This window comes from Arthrobacter sp. JUb115, from assembly GCF_004365035.1.
GTDB lineage: Bacteria > Actinomycetota > Actinomycetes > Actinomycetales > Micrococcaceae > Glutamicibacter.
The window spans coordinates 82,335-102,085 of the sequence record NZ_SOBS01000009.1 but is presented as its reverse complement, the minus strand read 5'-3'; the positions used below and the strand labels follow the sequence as shown (position 1 = coordinate 102,085).

At 51.0% G+C, this 19,751-nt stretch carries 19 protein-coding genes; 6 read left to right on the top strand and 13 right to left on the bottom strand.

From position 1 onward, the window contains the following. Nucleotide 1: 1 nt before the first annotated feature. Nucleotides 2-526: an AvrD family protein gene (locus EDF61_RS14930; protein ID WP_166650834.1), complete on the bottom strand. Its 525-nt coding sequence runs from the start codon at nucleotides 524-526 to the stop codon at nucleotides 2-4. Nucleotides 527-552: 26 nt separating this feature from the next. On the opposite strand from EDF61_RS14930, the gene EDF61_RS14925 reads away from it, so the two are divergent. Then, complete coding sequence (locus EDF61_RS14925) at nucleotides 553-1,152, top strand: TetR/AcrR family transcriptional regulator (protein ID WP_133834597.1); 600 nt, start codon at nucleotides 553-555, stop codon at nucleotides 1,150-1,152. A gap of 20 nt (nucleotides 1,153-1,172) precedes the next feature. Here the strand turns inward: EDF61_RS14925 and EDF61_RS14920 are convergent, their stop codons facing one another. The 4 genes from EDF61_RS14920 to EDF61_RS14905 form a co-directional block, all read right to left on the bottom strand. Then, nucleotides 1,173-2,141, bottom strand: coding sequence for a hypothetical protein (locus tag EDF61_RS14920; RefSeq protein ID WP_208294278.1), 969 nt, complete (start codon nucleotides 2,139-2,141; stop codon nucleotides 1,173-1,175). Beyond that, nucleotides 2,138-3,154 (bottom strand): TylF/MycF/NovP-related O-methyltransferase, encoded by a 1,017-nt coding sequence (locus EDF61_RS14915; protein WP_133834595.1) that lies wholly within the window; start codon nucleotides 3,152-3,154, stop codon nucleotides 2,138-2,140. The genes EDF61_RS14920 and EDF61_RS14915 overlap by 4 nt, the downstream gene beginning before the upstream one ends. A gap of 2 nt (nucleotides 3,155-3,156) precedes the next feature. After that, entirely contained in the window at nucleotides 3,157-4,212 is a 1,056-nt protein-coding gene (locus EDF61_RS14910) for a hypothetical protein (protein WP_133834594.1), read from the bottom strand. Between the two features lie 211 nt (nucleotides 4,213-4,423). After that, nucleotides 4,424-5,662: an MFS transporter gene (locus tag EDF61_RS14905; protein WP_166650833.1), complete on the bottom strand. Its 1,239-nt coding sequence runs from the start codon at nucleotides 5,660-5,662 to the stop codon at nucleotides 4,424-4,426. A 229-nt stretch (nucleotides 5,663-5,891) separates the two neighbouring features. On the opposite strand from EDF61_RS14905, the gene EDF61_RS14900 reads away from it, so the two are divergent. Next, nucleotides 5,892-6,614, top strand: coding sequence for a hypothetical protein (locus EDF61_RS14900; protein WP_286172278.1), 723 nt, complete (start codon nucleotides 5,892-5,894; stop codon nucleotides 6,612-6,614). Between the two features lie 208 nt (nucleotides 6,615-6,822). Here EDF61_RS14900 and EDF61_RS14895 read toward each other — a convergent pair whose 3' ends face one another. Further along, nucleotides 6,823-7,113 (bottom strand): hypothetical protein, encoded by a 291-nt coding sequence (locus tag EDF61_RS14895; RefSeq protein ID WP_133834592.1) that lies wholly within the window; start codon nucleotides 7,111-7,113, stop codon nucleotides 6,823-6,825. 198 nt (nucleotides 7,114-7,311) lie between these two features. Between EDF61_RS14895 and EDF61_RS14890 the strand changes: the two genes are divergently transcribed. The 4 genes from EDF61_RS14890 to EDF61_RS14875 all read left to right on the top strand — a co-directional run bounded on the left by EDF61_RS14890 (nucleotide 7,312) and on the right by EDF61_RS14875 (nucleotide 11,721). Next, nucleotides 7,312-7,746 carry a LexA family protein gene (locus EDF61_RS14890; RefSeq protein ID WP_133834591.1) on the top strand — a complete coding sequence of 145 codons (435 nt, stop codon included), beginning with the start codon at nucleotides 7,312-7,314 and terminating at the stop codon, nucleotides 7,744-7,746. Further along, on the top strand, nucleotides 7,725-9,032 hold the full coding sequence (locus tag EDF61_RS14885) for a Y-family DNA polymerase (RefSeq protein WP_133834590.1): 1,308 nt from the start codon (nucleotides 7,725-7,727) through the stop codon (nucleotides 9,030-9,032). The genes EDF61_RS14890 and EDF61_RS14885 overlap by 22 nt, the downstream gene beginning before the upstream one ends. Nucleotides 9,033-9,284: 252 nt before the next feature. Further along, on the top strand, nucleotides 9,285-9,533 hold the full coding sequence (locus EDF61_RS14880) for a hypothetical protein (RefSeq protein WP_133834589.1): 249 nt from the start codon (nucleotides 9,285-9,287) through the stop codon (nucleotides 9,531-9,533). 454 nt (nucleotides 9,534-9,987) lie between these two features. After that, the gene (locus EDF61_RS14875; protein WP_133834588.1) at nucleotides 9,988-11,721 is read left to right on the top strand and encodes a winged helix-turn-helix domain-containing protein; all 1,734 of its coding nucleotides are present in this window, start codon (nucleotides 9,988-9,990) and stop codon (nucleotides 11,719-11,721) included. A 435-nt stretch (nucleotides 11,722-12,156) separates the two neighbouring features. On the opposite strand, the gene EDF61_RS14870 is transcribed toward EDF61_RS14875, so the two are convergent. The 7 genes from EDF61_RS14870 to EDF61_RS14840 form a co-directional block, all read right to left on the bottom strand. Next, nucleotides 12,157-12,477, bottom strand: coding sequence for a hypothetical protein (locus EDF61_RS14870; RefSeq protein ID WP_133834587.1), 321 nt, complete (start codon nucleotides 12,475-12,477; stop codon nucleotides 12,157-12,159). A 24-nt stretch (nucleotides 12,478-12,501) separates the two neighbouring features. Then, nucleotides 12,502-13,419 (bottom strand): hypothetical protein, encoded by a 918-nt coding sequence (locus tag EDF61_RS14865; RefSeq protein WP_133834586.1) that lies wholly within the window; start codon nucleotides 13,417-13,419, stop codon nucleotides 12,502-12,504. Between the two features lie 2 nt (nucleotides 13,420-13,421). Further along, on the bottom strand, nucleotides 13,422-15,047 hold the full coding sequence (locus EDF61_RS14860) for a hypothetical protein (RefSeq protein ID WP_208294277.1): 1,626 nt from the start codon (nucleotides 15,045-15,047) through the stop codon (nucleotides 13,422-13,424). A gap of 115 nt (nucleotides 15,048-15,162) precedes the next feature. Next, a complete protein-coding gene (locus tag EDF61_RS14855) occupies nucleotides 15,163-15,438 on the bottom strand; it encodes a hypothetical protein (RefSeq protein ID WP_133834585.1) in 276 nt (91 codons plus the stop codon). Between the two features lie 62 nt (nucleotides 15,439-15,500). Continuing rightward, complete coding sequence (locus tag EDF61_RS18835) at nucleotides 15,501-16,610, bottom strand: hypothetical protein (protein ID WP_166650820.1); 1,110 nt, start codon at nucleotides 16,608-16,610, stop codon at nucleotides 15,501-15,503. A gap of 250 nt (nucleotides 16,611-16,860) precedes the next feature. Further along, on the bottom strand, nucleotides 16,861-17,145 hold the full coding sequence (locus tag EDF61_RS14845; protein WP_133834584.1) for a hypothetical protein: 285 nt from the start codon (nucleotides 17,143-17,145) through the stop codon (nucleotides 16,861-16,863). 12 nt (nucleotides 17,146-17,157) lie between these two features. Continuing rightward, nucleotides 17,158-19,329 carry a type IV secretory system conjugative DNA transfer family protein gene (locus EDF61_RS14840; protein ID WP_133834583.1) on the bottom strand — a complete coding sequence of 724 codons (2,172 nt, stop codon included), beginning with the start codon at nucleotides 19,327-19,329 and terminating at the stop codon, nucleotides 17,158-17,160. Between the last annotated feature and the right edge of the window lie 422 nt (nucleotides 19,330-19,751).

Sequence of the window (19,751 nt, the reverse complement as noted above, 5' to 3'; positions counted from 1 at the left end):
TTCAAATGCTTCTGCAGCTTTCCTGTAGACAATGCGGTGGCGGCACCTGATAGTTCGAACTTCCTCGAATATTTCCCACACGAAATTGAAAACCATTGGGCAACGCTGTTCCCAAGAGTCTAAGTGAAACGGGTACATGGTCTAAGTCGGTCCTAGCACCACTACTGGCTCGCAAGTTAAAACGAGTTACGAACAATTCAGGGTTTTGTTCTTGCATACCCAATAACTTCATTGGCAGCAGGAAGGCATCGATGGTGCTTAAATGAGGTTCGCGGCTTTTCCCTTGGGTATCTAATGACCACGTTGACGGGTAAATAATTCTAGCAACTGTCTCCGCGCCATGAGCTGTTAGGTTTATTTCGTTCAGAAACTCGTGCCTCACGTCACGATATCCGGAGCCAAAATACCGAGCGGATTTTGGCCCCAGTACAGTTTCTAGATTTCCTAAAGCAGTCACATCAATACACTCTAGTGCGTATGTATATTTTTCGTCCATGTAGTCACTAGTCAGGTTCTCAGTCTTCACAGAACTAGATTTGATAAAGTAGCCGAATGGCAACAAAGCACGAAGGTCGGCCACGGGACGCTTCGATTAGCCGAGCACTCGTGCAGGAGACCGAAAGAAGGATGGAAAAAGAAGGTTTCGACAAACTCACGGTTGATGGGATCGTCACCGAAGTCGGAACAACTCGTCAAGCCTTCTACCGGAGGTATAAAAGCATCTCGACTCTCGCACTAGAGATACTTCTTTCTCGGTTTGGTGGACAAGACGAGGTAAACACCGGCAGCCTCAAACTGGATCTCTTGGAACTTCAGCACAGTGATGCTGAAATGATGTCATCTCCGCTAATCCAAAAAAATTTGCCGGGCTTACTCGAAGACATCCGCACGGATGAGGCGGTACGCGACATCTACGTTGAGAAAATGATTCGTCCTCGCCGTGAAAATGTACGCAATGTTCTCGATCGAGCTCACAAACGCGGCGAAATCTTGCGAGCTGATTTCGATTCCGAGTTTATTTGCGACTTACTCTTTGGACCATTGCTGGCCCGGGTACTTCTGCCAACTGGCCAACCAATCGACAACAAACTGGCCCAGCAAACCGTTTCTTCTGCTCTTAATAATCTAGGAATCTACGAAAGCCAGGCTTAACACGTCATTGGGTAGCTTCTTCAGTGCGGGTTCATCAGGTATTTCATTTCTACTTCCACCGAATGTTTCACATAGCCAGCCGCTTTATTCATTGAAAGAACCGCCTGATTAGTGGTGCCATTTGTTGTTTCCACATACTCAACCAGTGGGAATCCCGTGCGCAATTCTTCATAGGCCATTGACTTGACAGCTACGCCTAGCCCCTTTCTACGTTCGCCCCTCTTCACATAGGTCACACCCTGAATGGCATTGTTTGGACAATTCGAGTCCACACTCATCCTCGTGTGCGCCACAGCTTGTCCAGTCTGATCAAAGATACAAGCGGCTATCATAATACGTCCCGCATTGGCGGCCGCAGTTTCAACTGCACAAAGAGTGGAGATAGATGCTTCAATCGAGCTCTCTGGGGGAAGCTTAGATTCCGGGTTGGAATCTTTCACAGATAATGAAACAAGAGGTGCATAAAGACGAATTAGTTCTTCTGGACAGTCCCCAACCCATGCTTGCCCTGAAAATGCGGTAGGCAATTTTCCAGTGAGGCTGTTCTGTTCGATCTTCAATCGCTGAACTAGAGATGAGCTTGTTTTCCGGAAATTTATCGCGTCAAGTGCTCGATAAACCTGGTTCGTGGATTCTTCCTCTTTGAGTCGGATTCTTGCAACCAATTCTCCATTTGAGCAGTTACTAAGCTTCAAGCAATAGTCAAATAGTCCTTGCAGTAAACCAGCAGATTCCTCCACATTGATCCCTGAACCTAGGTTCAGGGATAGAACCTGCGTGTCGACACTGAACGGTTGGGGGTAGATTGCCCCGTGCCCAACCGTTCTTCCGCTCTGTTCTATAAAAAAGGCAGCGTACCCGGGAGCTTTGAATATACTGGATTTCACCATATGGATCAGTGCTTCATCCATGTTGCCAGATTCTTCAGCAGTGAGTGATTCTTGAACCCACAGTTCAAGATTCTCAATAGTTACGGGCTTGATCATCATTGCTCCTTAACGAACATGCATCCCTGCTCATCAAGGCGGTTGAGCAACGGAAATAATCTACGTTCATTCAAGAATTCATGAAGTGCTTTTGTCGGGCCTGTGAACTTTGCATAATCGTCGAGAATGATCACACCTCCTGGAGCAACCAAATCGTAAAGTTCTTGGAGCTCGACTCTAGTCGAATCGTAAAGATCAGTATCTAGTCGAAGCAAGCTAATTTGCTGCGGCTTCTCCTGCGCTAGTGTTTCCTGCACCAATCCTTTAACAAGATGAATCTGAGGTTCTGGGAACCCTGTTGCAAGCAGAAGTCTTTTTACTGCTTCTTCGCTAACTAGAGGATCAGTTGATTCTGAAGCAAACTCGGTGAGCTGCGAAAGATCGACTTCAGGTGCAGAGGTAAGCGAATCGTTGACGCTAGGGGATTCCCATGTTTCGGAGAACGTGTCATATCCCCATATATGTCGTGAAGGATCAAGTTGCTGGGTCAGCAGTGCTGCTGCTTGAAGTGTTCCTCCGCGCCATACTCCGCATTCAACAATGTCACCAGGCACTTCGTTATCGACAATGTATCTAATCGCGGAATCCAAGGCCAACAACATAGCCGGCGTCGTAAACGTAAATCTTTGAATGGTCTCGAATAGATGCGCCACGTCAGGACGTGTGGTTAAGACATCGTGGTAAGGGCCCTGTATCGCTCGTGGGAGCCATGATGAGCCGCGCTGCTCTTCGGATACTTCCGAAGACTCTCCGCTGGCATCGCTTGATACCAAAATTCCCGCATCCGCGAGCCCGGACAATGCTTCTGACAGTTCTGCAGACACTTCATCTGCCAAGCCATGTTTAGCCGTAAGGTCAGAGGCCGAAATCGCTGGATCCTCGCTGATCAAAGTAGCGGCAAGATCATTGGACACTTCATACTGTTCAAATGCGGACGACGAAACTCCTACCAGTTTGGTTTCCTGGTCATTTCCGTTTTGCGCAAAGTACACATCTGGCGCTAATCGATAGTTCATTGCTAGGCTACGAGCTCCTTTGGAGTCCCCAAAAAGTCTTGGAGCGACTCATCCATGTCAGCCAATCGAATTAAGGCTTCATCGATATGATCCTGTGTGGTGCCTTCTCCAAACCGTTCAATGAAAATCTTTAAGGTCTGCTCACTGTTCGCTCCAGCCCAGAGCAAGGCTGCAAGGAGTTGAACCTGTTCGTCTTCACCGTTGTATACACCTGAGAAAAGTGCCCTGCGCTCATAAGTTTCTCGTCCAGCGCTAAGCTTCTTGAGCAGTTCTGATGAGTGAACATTCTCCATAACTGCCATCAGCACTTCTTCATTTTCCTCGGCGCCTTGAATATAGGACTGGACCTGCTGCTCTGGAGACCCGCTAGTAAAAACGTTGACCAACGCTTTCTCATAGGCAACAGGGTCAGCTAAGGAGAGAAGTTCCATTGCCTCGTTCCTGCGCTTGACAAGTGAATCCTTCAACCGCATTGGATCGACGATGCGAACTCCAGGAGCGTAGTAATCTGCGGGGCGACGCACGATTCCTGGATGTTCGTTGCAACGGACAACAATCGTAACGCTAGGAGTATCAATCCAATAGATATCGTGGATCAGTTCTGGGAGGATCGGTTCAGCTTCGCGTTCACGCATCAAGCGAAGATCAGTCGCATCCAAATTACCTAGGGTGATTGCTCCATCAATCTCTTCCCCAGGTGCCGCAGTGAACTCATAACGAGGGTGTAGGCGATCCCCAATTAGCGCACCGAATGATCCACAAGTTACATGATCGTGCACCGGTGCTGCCTTGTGCATCCAGTACAGTAGGTCAATTCTCAAATTCTCTGTTCGGGCTACGGTAATTGCAGGTTCACCGAAATCGAAGTCCCAGCCCTGGTAGGGAAGCGTTTCCGCTGACACCGACCAGGAAAGAAAGTCCTGTGCATCAAAGTCATTCTCTCGCATGAAATTGCTAAGTTCCTCGGTGGCAATTTTCGCTAATTGCTCATGAGAAGCGTGGGCCAAGCGTTCTTCAATAGTTCCTGATAGGGCTTCAAACTTTTTGATGTAGTCCACTGCGTTCTTCCTTGCTAAAAATATTGGTAGTGCAAACGTTGAAGCCCGCCACACTCTGTGACGGGCATCAACTGGATGTTGGTCCTTTAGAACAGAGTCGGCTGGCTCTTCTTGGTCACCTTGCTGACCTTCTTCATAGCGATGACCATCTTCTTGTTTCCGTTGTTCTTCTGCATTTTTTCCTTCCTTCCGGACGTATCTCGCCCGGAATTCACTGTTCCAATGAGGCCAGGGTGGCTTCACGGAAAGATTTAGTGGTGATTGCGATAATCGCAATCAGTATCAGCGCGAAAGACATGGTCCACAAAGCTGGGTATGGGTCACCGCCCTTACTGAGCATGCCCAGTAGCGGCAAGCAGAGCGTCATGAACAGTGATTGCACGAGCGCGAGAATAGCCTGCACTCTCCCCATCGAGTCCATAGGTACTCCAGCTCGGACTAAAGGAGCGCCATGCGAAATGTAGATTCCCTGACCCAGGCCAACAACGAAAGCCGCGCCAAAGGCCCAAACCCCGGTGGACAAGACAAATAAGATCATTCCAATAGCAGCGATAAAAATACCGATGCAAGCTGTCGCCCCTAGCCTGTTGAAAGTTCCACGGATACTTGCATAGGCAGTTACGAATAATGCTCCACCAGCGACAGCACCCATTGCCATACCAGCGGTCAAAGGCGATTCGCCGCTAGCACGTGCCCAGAGTGGGATTATCAAGACTGTAAAAGGAATGAGGAAACCAGCAACCACCCCAGTTGTCAGCACTGTGATTCTAAGTACTGGTTGCCTGCTTGCAAGCACCGCGCTCTCCCGCAGTGCGGTCATAAATGCGATCTTGGGTCGGTTTAGTCTCTCTGGATTCGAGGGAATCGCCAGCAGGCTCACGATAATCGCAACTACCGTAAGAATATTCACCCCAGAAGCTAGAGCAAATCCTCCAATTCCAACAAGCAGGCCACCAAACGGTCTGCCAACGACTTGAGTGAGTTGGTTCAGAGACTGCTCAATCGACAGCGCCCTCGGGAATGCTTGGATAGACGTAAGCTCTCTCGTTAAAGTCGCGGCTGCTGGTGCGCTAACTGCACCGTACAAACCAGTCGAAACAGTAAGAACCACTAATTGAATCTCATTGCCCCCGCTAGCAACTGACCAAATCATCCCCACAGCCAAGATGACCGACAAGAAGACTGAGGCCAACAACATCATCTTTCTTGGGCGGAGCGCATCTGACAAATGACCTCCGATAAGCAAGAAGGCCATCGTAACGAGGCTCGAAAGCATAGCAATGAAAGAAGCGAATTCCACTCCGTACTTTGTCGCTTCCCAAATAATCGCAGTTAAGAAGACAGCAGTTCCCAACGACTTAATGCCAAGACCACACAACCAGCCTATGACTGGTTTGCCCAGCGGCATTTTAGCCGCTGACAAGGTCGCTTGGGTCTCTGTGTTCTTCATAACAATACACAGCCTACTGTTTTGTATTGAAATGCTCAATAGATATTTCAAAAGATATTTCTTGTTGCAGTAGCCTCCACCAACCATAGGATCTAGACACGAAGCGGGTCTTCGTCCAGCGCCCAGAAATTCTCTAGAATCCCCGCTGGCTCCGTAACTAGCGTGTACCGCTATCGCGGTCTTGGCGCTCACATTTCATTCCCATGCGACTATCGAGGATGATTATCCGGTGGCCTCATTTAGCACTCGACAGAAAATCATCAATTGCCTGCATCTTTCTCGCATGCAGCCCTATCTCGATGCCGCTGACGGAAATCAAGATAAGGCTTTGAAGCTGTATCAATGGAATCTTGAGCTGACTGCGGCAACACAATCGATCCTTGGTATTACCGAAGTGGTTTTACGTAACGCCATGGATCGTGAGCTGCAAGCCTGGAATCAGGCGAATGGCGGCAGGGCAAGTTGGCTACTTGAAGAACCAGAAACTCCGTTGCGCGGGCTGATCTCTAGCAAGAGAAGCAGCGCTTTGAGCCGAGCAAACAAAGAATCAATTGCGCGCGCACCAGAGCATAGAAGATTCGGGGCCCAGGTCACGCATGACGATGTTCTAGCGCAAGTGATGTTCGGAATGTGGAAAGATCTCTTACCCAATCACGCGCCTGAGGCTGGAAATTCGCAAGAGAACATCAATCGCGAAATGATGTGGACTCACTGTCTCGTCCGTGCCTTCCCAAATATCCAGGACTCAGATGGGTCCAAGACTTATTGGCTAGTGAATCATGTCCACGGACTCAGGAACCGTGTATCCCACATGGAGCCGCTATTCCAGATTGATGTGATGGACGTGCTCAGAGATGCACTGCGGATAATTCGAAGTATTGACTCAGATGTGGCCAATTGGGTCTCTGGCGGGAACAAAGTTCCCGGAGTACTTAAGAACCGCCCAGTTTAAAATGGAAAAGCCTACAGACGCATACGTTCTGTAGACTTCCAAACTCATAATGAGGGACCTTGTCCTCACCTTCTGTAGTATCAACGATACTCTCTTCGGCCCAGGCTTCCAAGTTAAAAGCAGTCCACTCTTTCATGTCGGCAGATGAAAATCATGGAATCAGCAACACATCTCGCCGGTTTTCAGCACTGAACGCTGCAGCAGCGAATCAAATGAGCCTAACATTCGCTTCTTCGTCGAGCACATACTGCCGAACCACCCGGACCCGGTCTTCATACTGAAGCATGCGCACAAAGCAGACTACTGCCGGCACGATAAATACGAGACAGCCCCAAAAAAGAGGCATTGGCATTGAACCAGGATTCAATACCTGCATCAGAACTGCAGTAAGTGGGAAAATGCCAAGCAAAAACGTCCACAGCCGGCATCGTAGAAGTAATTTTTGCACCACTTGCAGCTGAATCCTTCGTCGTTCTAATCTGATAAGTTCGTCTGCCATCAGTCACTCCTCACTTCCTTAGATCAACTATCTCGAAGCTATGCCTTTGATCGCAACGTTATTAAGAAGCCCCGGCTCGCTCCCAAGATGCTTTAGCTGCGATCTGTGTTCGGTTCAGAATGCATGAGGTGATCGAACCGTCCGATGCATAACCTAGCCTTAGAGTTAGAATATATGTTCTAAGGAAAGTTGAGCAGTATGGGAATAGATCGAATACTTCAGTGTGCCCCAATCACTTCGGCTAAAGCTGTCGTGGCGGCAGCTCTCGGCAGAGTGAGCGCGGGATACCCGTCCCCAGCCCAGGATTACAGCGACTCCAAAATTGATCTTTCTGAGATGCTGATTAGGGACCAGGTATCGACCTTCATTGTTCGCGTATCGGGTGAGTCAATGCGAAATGCGGGTATCAGCGATGGAGACGAGCTTATTGTTGATCGATCAGTTGAACCGCATGATGGACACGTGGTTATTGCAGTGATCGACGGAGAGATGACCGTTAAACGGCTCTCCCTTGGACCTACCGGAGTAGTACTGAAAGCGGAGAACCCTGATTATCCCGACCTACATGTTGCTGAGCTATCGGATTTCAGGATTTGGGGAGTTGCCACCACATGTCTTCACCATCTCAATTAACTGATAATCCTCACCAGGAGTACATCGCACACGTAGACGTCAATAGCTTCTACGTGTCCTGCGAGCGGGTCTTCGATCCCAAACTAGAATCGCGGCCGGTGATCGTACTTAGCAATAATGACGGCTGTGCCGTCGCGCGCTCTTCCGAAGCTAAGGCTTTGGGCATTGAAATGGGCGCGCCGTGGTTCAAGCTCGCTGCAGATGCTGATCGTCTCGGGCTTGTTGCTAAGTCCTCTAATTACGAGCTCTACGGGGAAATGAGTTCGCGTGTTATGAAGCTGCTTTCTAGATTTTCTGCCTGGGTGGAGGTCTACTCCATTGATGAAGCTTTCCTGGGCGTCAAAGGCACTTTAGAGGAGCTGCAGGTACTTGGGGAGAAGATCAAATCAGAGGTTCTGAGGCTCACCGGCCTGCCAGTCTGCGTGGGAATCGCTCGGTCGAAGACGTTGGCGAAAATGGCCAACAAGACGGCAAAGCACGTTTCTGAGCTGCGTGGCGTGTGCGTATGGGATCGGGCGCCACGGGAAACAACTGAGACGCTGCTGAGCAGGCTGCCGGCAGTGGAAATCTGGGGTATCGGGCCACGGCTCACCAAACGACTGCGAGGGCTGGGGATTTGGACGGCTAAGGATCTGCGTGATGCTGATGCGGTGCGGATCCGGGATAAATTTTCTATCGTCCAGATGCGAACGGTGCTGGAGCTCCGCGGTATTCCGTGCATCCCAATGGAGGAGGAGCGCGCGATCAAGGATCAGCTGATATTTTCCAGGTCTTTTGCTGAGCCGATCACTGATCGTGTGGGCATGGAACAGGTTTTGGGGATCTATGCGCAGCAGGGCTCTGCCAGGCTCCACCGTCACAAGAAACACGCAGGGGTGCTGAGCGCCTGGGCAATGACGAGCTATTACAACCAGCAGCAGAATTACCAACCGGCGATTACCGTTAAGTTGCCTGGCCCTACGTCCGATCCCGTAGTCCTCACTAAGGCGGCTAAGGAACTGCTGCCACAAATTCTGGTGGGTGTGCGTTATGCCAGGGCTGGTGTGGTGCTCACGGATCTCAGGCCGGCGGCAATGCAGGAAACTTTCGAACCTTTCGTTTCAGCTCATGAACAGAAACAAATTGGCAGCCTTGTAGAGCAGATTCGACGAGAACACGGGGTGAAGTCCATTGGCCTGGGGCTAGCGGGTCTGCAACAGGGTCCGGCGTGGGAGATGAAAAGAGAAATGATGAGTCCCAGATACACCACCCATTGGTCAGAAGTTCTCACAGTAAAAGCTGCATAGTCAATAACGGAGCGCTAAGGCCCACTGGCGAATGTCTCCTCAACATTATTTCACAGTGGTGCAAGAAAAGTTCATCCTCGTATATTTGCATGCGGAAGTAATGCTTAAAGACCAAAATCTTGGCAAGGAGGCAGTCGGACAGCTTTGGAGACTCCAAAAAATCATGACATTAACCCACTTCAGACTTAATTTTCGTCCGACACACCCGCATCAACACTCACACGTTATAAAGATTCGGTTAGGTTTAAGGGCATGAGCACATCAACAACGACCCCTCGGATTGGGTACGGAATGCGAAAAGATGCAGTCACTGCAACTTATGCCATCTCGGCCGAAAGCCGAGCCAGGTTCAAAGAAATCGCTCATCGTTCTGGGATGAGCGCCGGCCACTTCCTCGAAGTCCTTGCCGATCAGTTACCCCTCGACGAAAACGGGATTCCCTTGTTCTTGTCTGAGCAAGCAGCCGAAAGGAATGAGGAGCCCAAACTCAAAGCTGGTTAAACAAAAGATGAGCGGATCAGCGCCAACCGATCCACTCATCTTAGAAGTCTGAAGCATCACTTAGCGCCAACTGAGTAATGCAGAGAAGGCTTCTAACCTTCACGATCTAAACGAAATTGCGAGTTTCGTTTGATCCATATAAATCCGATCCACCGCATAAAGAAGAAAGGACTGTTTAGTTAACAACCTTCCCCGAAGGGAAGGGGGACATTTGCATACCCACAGGAGGATTACTCTGTCTATGAACCAATATAGGGACTCCCATGCCCTCTTGTCCACAGGGACATACCATTTTGCGAGCGAATCCACAGACTCAGCAGATGCCCAATGGAACTTCTTCGCACCCAAAATCGCCGGCCGGAACACCTACCGCTGGATGAACGCCGAAGGCAAATACCTTCCTAGCAACGAACGTCCCATCAGCCAGGGGTCACCAGCACGTCCAGCTGCAGTCATGATCTATTCCCCTGAAGGCCAGGCGCAGACTATCTGCCTCGACTTCGATGCGAAGTTCCCCTCTCTTGATGCTGACCTCGAAGAGTGCCGGGCTTGGCTTGATTCATTCAACATTCTGTATGTAGTCGACCGCTCCATCTCGGGTGGCCACCACATCTATATTCCGCTCAACGAGACTCTAACCTGCCTCGATGCCAGGTTCTTCGTTGAACACCTCGCAACGCACTGGGCTTCTCTGGACGCTTCCCCGCATCGTGTGGCCAAGCATGGCTGTATCCGCGTTCCAGGTAGCAGGCACAAAAAGGGTGGTAGCCAAACCCTCATCACTGACTTCGACATGTCAGTGATGATCTTCACAGTGCGCAACACTGCTGAATCAATCAATCAGCTCCTCGACAGCGCTGTGCGCTGTTCTGTAAGCAAAGCTGCAGCACCGGAAACCGATACAACTTCTCCAACCCCAGCTCAACCCACCGCCCAAAGTGCTGCACGCATCAAACCGAAAACTTCACTGGCCCGCGCCATCGCAGAAGGAGCACCTTTCGAGGGATCTTATGCATCCCCTTCTGAAGCACGCATGGCCGTTATCTGCTCGCTTGTATCGTCCGGGTGGGACATTCACCAGATTGACAGCGAAATGACCTCTGGTCGACTTCCAGGGCTTGCCGCTTTGTACTCCAAGTACTCAACTGATGCTAAAAACACGCGACTTCAAGCCGAGATCTTGAAAGCTGAGTCTTTTGTAGAAAAACGTCATGTCAGCAAGGGTTTTATCCCTGTTCGTAAAAACAACATAAACGACACTTTTAACTCACAGCGGGGGGATATTCATAGGGAGATTCGGAAGATGAGGGCTCTGATTGATCTTTTTGATCAGAGGCTTTCTCGGATGCGATCGGGGATTTATCTTCGGGTACTCTTGCGGGCATTGTTCGAGTTTGCTCATAAGACAGGGCAGACTCGGTTTGCTGTTGGGTGTAGGGCACTAGCTATTGCGACGGGCATGCACTTCGCCACGATTTCCAAGCTCCTTAAGGAGCTTGTCCAGATTCCAGGAACTCCCGTTGTCAAGACGAAGAAGGGATATCTTGGCGAGGCAGATGAGTATGAGCTTCGTCTGGAATCTGCTGATCGGCTGGTTGCAAACGACGGACGGCTGGCTAAAGGGAAGATCTACTCAATTCGCCCTGTATTTCGCGCTCTAGGGCCTGTTGCAGCACTTGTGTATGAGTCGATTGAGGAAACCCCTTACCAGTCGAGAAAAGACATAGCTCGTTCTACGGGGCTCTCTGCGACAGCCGTGTACGAAGCATTGAAAGAAATGTCTTCGTTAGGCATGGTCTATCTCGATCACGGCGTATGGCGCATACGAATTTCAGCGAACCTTCGGCAACTCGCAAACATGCTTGGTGCGCTTGACGAAATGACTGAGCAAATCTCTCGATACCGTGCTGATCGTAAAGCCTGGCATGAGTACCTGGCTAGAGTACCTGGAAGTCGCTACTACTTGGCGCCGGTGAATGAGCGCGAAATCTTCGACCCGGTTACTGAGGAAGCCATAGTGGGGCCTCCTCCCCCGAGGTATCGCCCAGAAGAGGATTTCAGGCCTCTTGATGAGCATGAGCTCTATGATGCGGAGATGGACTACTTTTGGGTCCATCCAGGCGCGGATGGCGACGCTTCCCTTGTCGACATTTCGCTCCTTCGCCCTTACGAACGGATCGCGGCCTAGTCTTTTCAATCTAACTGATCATTCTCTTTGACACCCAATTATGCTAATCTTAATTAACATATAGGACGTTGGGAGATCTCCTCAGCTCGCAAATGAACTCTTCTTCACTACATGGGCGTCCAGGGACGGTGAGCAAAGTGTTGCAACGGGTGACATACACCTGCACAGTGGATCAGATCGTCGACCTCGACTTGAACGAGGTAGCCCATTGGGCTGCCACGAATTGCTTGATACGAGAACTTTCCGGAAATGAGCCCGCGCCGGTAATCGCAGAAGAAATGTACTGGATGCTTCTTAAAAATTCCGCACTTCGAACTGAAATCTGTAGCCGATACGCAAAGCACCACGCAGTTTCGGGAACATCGAATTTTTCTTGAGACAACTAAATGCAGGTGGGGCCAGAAACGTTCTGTTTCTGGCCCCACCTGCATATTTCTATTCAGTACGTCGCGTCGCGTTCAGGGGCTTGCCCGGGCCCTTATAGAGCTCACGTGCCTGAATGAACTCCTCTACCTCATGTTTCAGATGCAAAAGAGGCCGTTGCACGACCGGACTAGGGAACGAATCCTTCCACCTACTGCGCTGCACCCTAGCTACGGCCTCGGACACATTCAGGCGCTGCGCGAGCCATTGGGTATCGACTAGTTGCTCCCTGAGAGTGCGGGCTAACTCAGCCGAGTCAACGGAAACATCGGCCGGCAGCAGCCTGCCCAGGGCTCCACTCAAAAACTCTTCGATCCTGTCCTGGTCAGCCATGCTGGTATGTCCCTCCTCTGACTATCATTGATCACGATTTCTTCGTCGCCGACGTGACTTTCGTCCAGAAGGTGGTTGCGGATCAATCAGGCGATTGCCCTTCTTGTCGCGATTCCAACGTCGAGCATCCTGCTGATCCAGCGCCTTACGCTCTTCCTTGCCACGGGCAGCGTCGTAAATTGTGATGTCAGTCTGCACAATCGAATAGTCATCAGGATCAAAATCTTCTCCTTTGTACCGTTCCATGAGCTGATCTTTAATCCAGGCTTCTACATCTCCGTCCTTAAACGTTCGAATATCAGAGAGGACGTCTGAGAGATGATAACCGTCGTGGCTACCGATTTCGACGGTGCGAAAATCACCATTTCCCAGATCGAAGGTGACGCCGATTTTTCCACGTTTGTCTCTAGCTCGCTGACCCTTAGCCGCGCGGCGCATCGTGTCCAGAAAAGTAGCCATACCTTGTTGGTGGCCTTTTGATCGCTTTCCTTTAGGCATCGTGATGACATGTTTGCGTCCACCGTTGGGCATCACCGTAGTCTTCTTGAAAAACCTTCTCCGGCGCTTCTTAACTAAGTTTTTAGAACGATCTTCTGCGGCATCGAGCTCTTCTTGATTCTCGTCATCAATATCTTCATGATCTGGTTCATGCTCGACAGGAGTCACGACAGGCTCAGGAGCGTTCCGCTTAGCGCGGACCTTAACTAGCTGTCCTGCCTTGTTTCTCCTACGTGCAGGAACATGGATAGCTCGCCCATGCTGCAGAATCTCCAATAACGCTTCGCGATAGGATTCGCCGCTAGTCTCCCCCTTGGAGATCTTACGAACCATCTTTTCTGAGCGCTCGATCATATCGCCGATTTCTTTCCAAGTTGCGTCAAAGACTCGGCGGATCTCATCGACTAGCTCAGAAGGTGTGAAGTCCCCATATTGCTTGGACATCGTTATGCCTCTTCAGCTGGTTGGTAAATGGCATCGTCGTCAGCAATCTCGAATTCCGAATCGTTATACGAGCGCTCCCACAAAGCTCCTGCTTCAGACGATTGTTTGCGCAGCTTATTCCTGGCCTCACGAGTAGTCGGGACTTTATATGAACCTTGCAAGTAGCCTTGAAGACGCATCCTCCCTACACGGCCGTCATCGGACCCTCCATCAGCTGTTGGCAGCGACCAAATTGGAAGAGTCGTCGTGTAGATAGCATCGCCATTGATGCCCAGAAGGGTCGAAGGGTCGACGCTAAGGGCTCCGCCCATGACCTTGCGATCTGAAGTAGGGCAATGTAGCACTCGCGCACGGCCTCTGGCCCAAATTTGGGCTGCATACTCTGGGTGATAGAACTGGTAACTCCGCTCACTCATCTGTTGACGCTCTTTGTAGACCCAGAGCTTTCCTTGGGGCTTGGCTTCACCTTGAGCGTAGGACGGTAGGTCCTGCACACTGCCGGTGACAATCGACTTGGAGCGGCCACGAGACGCAAAGGCACCAATGGTCTGAATCAGAATGGCTCGGATTGCAGCTGCTACTGCAGCGCGTATTGTCGGATCCATCTCGTCATCATTTTGTACCCATTCGCGAGCACGGATAATTCGCTTGGCGAATGTATCGAGCGGTCGAGCGGTGGTTAGACCATGGCCAGCGTCTTTACGGCTCCGCTCTGCGTGTCCTTCAAATCGGATACCCTCGATAGGCTCGATGAGCCACCCGAATTTCCTGGCTACATGAATCTCAGAGGTATCAGCCCATGTGACTGCTGTGGCACCCGGACGATTTGGGTAGTACCAGCCGTCGTCAGCGTTTTGATGCTGCACGCCAAAGATCCCCACGTGATTCCATGTGTCGGGAACCGTGTACTTGATGAGAAGCCTTCCGCGTGCATAAGGTTCGTGCTCGAAGAGATCATTCGCAGCTGATCTATTGAGTCTGACTCCAGGGCCAGTCCCCAGCTCGCGGCATAGGGCCGCGTACATGAATCTGGCATCCACGTAGGCAAACTCATCGGCTTCTGGTGTCTTAGTAGGATCAACCAGGGGGATGCAGTCTTCATGTTTCGAAAATGAAGGCCCTGCAACAAGATGTTCCAAGTGATGCTGGCCTGAAGTGCGGTGGATTTCCTCAGCGATATCTTCAGTGAGGTGAATGGGATCTAGATTGCGTGGCAAAGAAAAGGCCCAAAGGTTGGTCCCTGTACCGGCTGGGCTCAGCGCAATTGGAGCACCTTCAAAGGCCTCGTCGATCATGACCTTTAGAGCTGTCCAGGCATCTTTGGCTTTATTCGGAGTAAGTGGAGTATTGCCGAACCATTCAGCAGCTGTACGAATTTCAACCCGTCGGCCGGTATTGATGTGTTCAAACCGTCCCGTGACAGGTTTTCCCATCCAGTGTCCGAGGCCATTCCAGCCAGGGGTTTGAACGAGGAGCCAGTGACGCTGTCCGCGGTCTGCTGCAGGGACGTTGCCTGTGAACATGACTCGTTGAGCGCCTTCGGCTAAAGCTGTATCCAGGATGTCCTGCAGATTGGGTGACTTGCGACGCGCGCCAACCTTGGCTATTACTGGTTTGCCGTTCTGCATGACGCCCCTCTGGCCTCGGAAATCAATCCAGAGGGTAGGGGGGTCCGCGAGGTTTCGCCAAGGTTGAGGGCGCATCGTCAGGGGTCCTTAAATCTAGAGCAGAAGGCTACTTCGCCTACTTTGTGGCTGCTTCCGGGAAGGTATCTTCTTCGAGCTTGGTGTAAAGATATGGGCCGCGGATTGTTGTCTGAATGGATCGAGCCCAGAGCACTGGGTTCTCTGAGAAAGAAACAAATCCTGAACCATCTGCAGCTACGGTGTTGAGGTCCAGCTCAATGACATCCGGCGCCTTCCCGGTAATCTCATGGGTAAGGTCGTCGTTGAGGGTGAGCGTGGCTAGGACCTCATCCTGGTCCCCATCGCGAAGACCGAAAAATCTGAGTGTAAGCATGTCCACTCCTTTCTATATGCTATTCTAGATTAGCATAAATTGTTTGCTGTTGATAGTGATAGCTACAGGATTTTTCCTGATTTCAACATCGCTTCCGCCCTACGTTTGAGCGAGTCTGCGCGCTTAGCACCGATGATTTTTTTCATACCCAGACAATCATCGGATTTGGTGATCTTAACAAGCAATTGGAACTCATTTTGCGTCAGTTCCGGCTCACGCTGCTTGCGATAGCGTTGGAATTTTGAAGCATTGACTCTGTCTCGATTACGGGCGAAAGTGAATCCGTGATCAATCCCCACAACTCCGCGGTTATCGACAATGAAGTTACCGCCATGCCTATCTTGCTGTCCGATAAGCGCGTCGTAGAAGGCCAGATTATTGACCTGGTCTTTGGGAAGATCGCTCAAGGGGATTCCTGTGTTATTTGAAACACGCCCAGATTGTCCATACGAGACCGAACCCAATTGGCCACCGACTTCTCGAATGATGCAAGGTGATACCAACTGTGCGTATTCAGGACCCATGGTTTTGGCGAATTGCCAAGCCGCCGCCTCGTGGATTGGCTGCAGAGCTTTATCTTGACCATAGAACGCGGCCGTCGAGTGGTCCAGGTCGGAGAATGGCTTGAAGTATCCATGTTCATCGTCTCGACCGATCTTGATTTTCTTGGTCGTATTAACTCCTTCGCCAATGATGCGTATTGTTTCGCCGCGCCTTAGTAGAGCCCCTTCTTGCCAAGTGCCCGACGAGGTTTGAACGTCAACCAAAGCCTGGATCTGGTCCTTGACCGGTTCAACATATTTACGATCACTGTCAGACACAGTGATGCCACACAGCGTAAGAGGTTCTTTATTCCCGCCCTGCACGGGATCACCGGCATCGCCACTATTGCCCCCGCGGCCGCCGCCCATACCCCCTCGGCCACCGCCTCCGAGCCCAGCCCCGCCACCGGCAAACCCACCGGCCATGCCGCCGTCTCTGAACGGCTCCGGGGCGGGGCGATGAAGATTATCGTTCTGAACATCGACTCCAGGTCTATATGTGCCTGCCAAGAGCACTTCCGCAGGGGCACCATGGTCCTTGGCCCAGATTTTCAGTTGGTCTGCAGGTTTTCCTTTGACGTCATTGAAGTCTAGGTTTTCTTCATTACCTGCCCACGCTTCAATGTTCATCTTGATTTTTCGATTATCTCGGCGCCGCCTGTTGTGTGCTTCGCGAGCTTTAGTGCAATTCTGCCCTGGGCAGCGGCGATCATCTCGACACATGATTCCATCCCCTCGTCGTGGTTTGCCATACGGGAAAGGGATAGCCTCAGCATCTGCTGAAATCGGTCACAAGAGCGCCTAAGAATTTTCTCGTCACCATAGAGGCCTCCTGCCATCCAGGTTATGGATGACAGGAGGCCTCTTGAATGAACCAGGGCTATTTTTCCCCTTTGCGACGACGAGCACCGGCAGAGATGAGAAGAGCGAGCGCACCTAGAAGCACGGCGCCAGTGAGCACTATTCGAGGAAGATCAAGACCAATCCCCCATTGGTCGATGGACACCAATGCTTCCTGAGTTGTCACTACAATCTTCTTCTCCAGCAACCAATCTCGTACTGGAGTGAAAACACCGGCCAACAGTGATCCGACTCCAATCATTCCCACAAGGCTGATTACCGCGATTATCGCGATTGGCGCATCCATTTCATTGTTGTTGTCCATGGCGAGCTGCTCCTAGTCTTCAACTACTGGGTCAACGGGTTTACGTGTCCGAACCTTGTCGCTTGGTTCTAGAGCAAGCATTTCCGGCTCGCCGGTGCTCATGGCGCGATAGTCGATTTGCGCTCCCACTTCATCAATGAGTACATCTTCGACAACGCCCCAAAGTTCTAGGTCTTCGTCAATTTCAACGAGGTCGCCGGGTTCGAGTTTCGCGGGTTCAACGGAGATTGTTTGATCGGAGAATCCTTCGAAGCTCGCATCGTCATCTTCACTATCAGAAGCGCTGTCATCGCCAGGTAGCCAGGATTCGAGGATCTCTGTTTCTTCGACTGTCTCAGGGGTTTCATCCGCGTTCTCAGCGGGACCTTCTCCTTCTTCATGCTTGACCCAGTTCGGATGCGGTCCATCGATGATCTTTGCGTCCAGATAATCGTCCAGCAATGAAGGCTGCTCTTTGCCGTCGATGTCGATCTGAATGTCCGGCACATCTTCGATGTGTTTGATACCCCACCGGGTTTGAGAAGGCCTCACGGCTGTAACGAATGCTGGGTCAAACCCTGGTGCGACAGGGTCTGGATTCGGTGCGTAGATGAACTGAGATTCAACCACATCGCCATCCAAAGTCGTGGCGAATCCTCGACCCTTCTTGCTGCGTGCCACAGTCGTTCCGACAGCGGCGTTTTCCCACATCATCATCGCGCCCTGGGGATCCAAACGGCCAACGGAGTATCGAGCACCGAAATTTGAGCGCATTTCGCCGTTAAGGAATTCGACGTCGGGACGCTGCAAGCCGAGTACCAGGTGAATTTTGGCTGTTCGTGCAAGACGTCCGAGATCTGAGAGCCATTCTTTGACAGGCGGTTTGCCCTTGTACCCTTGTTCAGCCCACCAGCTTTCAATGCGCTTCACCAGTGAAGCAACTTCATCGATGATAAGGATCAGCGGTTCGAAGTCATCCAACGAGGCCTTGCCGTCTTCGATCAGGTCATATCGCTCATCCATCAGCTTTTTGGCATCATGGATTAGCTTGATCTGATGCGGAACCTTGGCCGCGATGAACTCAACGTTGGGCCACCAGCGGAACCCAAGGAACTCAACGCGCTTTCCATCAACAACCCACACACGAAGCCCTGCATGCGAGCATGCGATAGCCATATTGTGCAGGATCACGGTTTTACCTGATCCTGTGGGGCCAACAATCAATGCGTGCGACTGCAAGTAGGGACGCCAAGTAACGACCAAGTTATTTTCAGCTGCAGCGATAGGCACTTCAAAAGCCGTGTACTGGGAATGCGTGAGGATCGGCTTGAATGAGCTAATATCGATTTTCACCATTGAAGGTAGCTCCTTGCGTTGTTTGAATACGACGACGTCTCCCACGGTGTCCCAATGAGCACGCCAATGCCCAGGGACACGGGTATTGAAAATTCTCTCGACCCTGTTGCGCCGTGCTGCCATGGCGAAATCAGTGCCCTGGTGATGCTTCACAGTCACTTCTTCAACTCCGTCAGGGTCCGCCGTTGTTTCGACTTCCATAGGATCCTTGAACAATTCGGAGGCAACGAGCTGTGCTCGGGTATCGGCTGATTCCTCGCTGGTACCTTCTTGCTCAGTCTCAACGTCTTGTAATGAAGCCACTAACGTGAAGGGCTGCGGCCCTGGCTCGATTTTGATGGCCATGGCTGGAAACAACTTTTGCAGTATTGGTTTAAGAGCAAGCCCGATCACCAGATTTGCTCTGGTCTGTCCTAAAGGTTTGCCGTCCCAGGTCACTGGATTGTGATGGAAAAGCAGCGCAGCTGGTTTGGGCAAAAGCGAGCGTGTCCATTTATCGCAGCGGATCAGTTTCCGGTCAATTCGTTTAGCACCGAGAGCGTCGTAAGTTCTCAGTACGAGCTCGTCCATGATGCGGTCTTTGCGGCGGCGCCTCCCATGAAGTACGGACGCGCCAACAACAACTATGCCCAAAAGGCTGAAGGCAAGAGTTGCGTTGATCGAGTATCCAAGGATCTCTGCGACGGCCCACCCCACTAGAGATGCGATGACAAGGGCGAGCATTCCCTGGGCGAATCGATATCGACGTGGAGGTAGGAGAGCGAACTCGTCTGGCGTCTCCAGCGCCATGGATGACATTTGATTTCTCATGCTCAGGGGATAGCCCTTGCACACTTCGAAATCGGTCATGTGAGAGACGAGGAAATCTGGAATTTCCAGCACTCCTACTTGACATGGTGTGATATCATCGAAACTAGGTTCTCGTAGAGGTTCTTTGATTCGATGAATCAGCACCAGCCAAGAGAGTTAGAGAAGAAAATCAAGGTATCCTGCCAGGTTTAAGGCATGGTTTTCCTCCCCAGCACGAGATGATCTGCCGGCTCGTTTCTTGCTGGCGAAACAGGTTACTTTTCTACTAAAGGCCGTTTGGTCAGAGTGTTCTCGTGGATGCCATTAGTTGCATCCATATCTACTTACCTAGTTGCTCCACTAAGGGGTTTACTGCGATCCCAACGGTGATTTTAGTTAGATCGGTGGGAGCCGAAACCAAGCTATGAACATCGTCATGTCTCTAGGACTTGACGTAGGTCGTACCTAATTCGTCATCTAGG